The organism is Marinobacter iranensis (assembly GCF_029207565.1).
Taxonomy (GTDB): domain Bacteria; phylum Pseudomonadota; class Gammaproteobacteria; order Pseudomonadales; family Oleiphilaceae; genus Marinobacter; species Marinobacter iranensis.
Genome location: NZ_JANCMW010000062.1, coordinates 1 through 290 on the forward strand (window position 1 = coordinate 1; position 290 = coordinate 290).

The window sequence follows — 290 nt, forward strand, 5'->3', positions numbered from 1 at the left end:
GGGGGAGTGCGGGACGCTTCCGGCCCGTGCGGGAACGCGTCGCGTACCTGCCGGTCATGGACGACTCGCAAGCCTCGGTGCCGGTGTTCCTCACGGCACATGAGGTCGCCGATCTGCTGCGGCTGCCGCTGCGGACGGTGGAGGACTGGCGGCTGACGCGCTCCGGCCCGCCCTATGTGAAGCTCGGGCGGCATATCCGCTACGACCGCGACGAGCTGCTCGTTTGGATCCGGGAGCGCCGTCATGGCTAGGCCCCGGATCGGTGCCGGCGAGGTCGGCACCGTGCAGAT

1 protein-coding gene is annotated in these 290 nt (G+C 70.7%); it reads left to right on the forward strand.

The features are described 5' to 3' along the window. Window positions 1-251, forward strand: a 251-nt coding sequence (locus NLU14_RS21450) for a helix-turn-helix domain-containing protein (RefSeq protein ID WP_275710448.1), incomplete at its 5' end; no start/stop codon positions are given. Window positions 252-290: the final 39 nt, after the last annotated feature.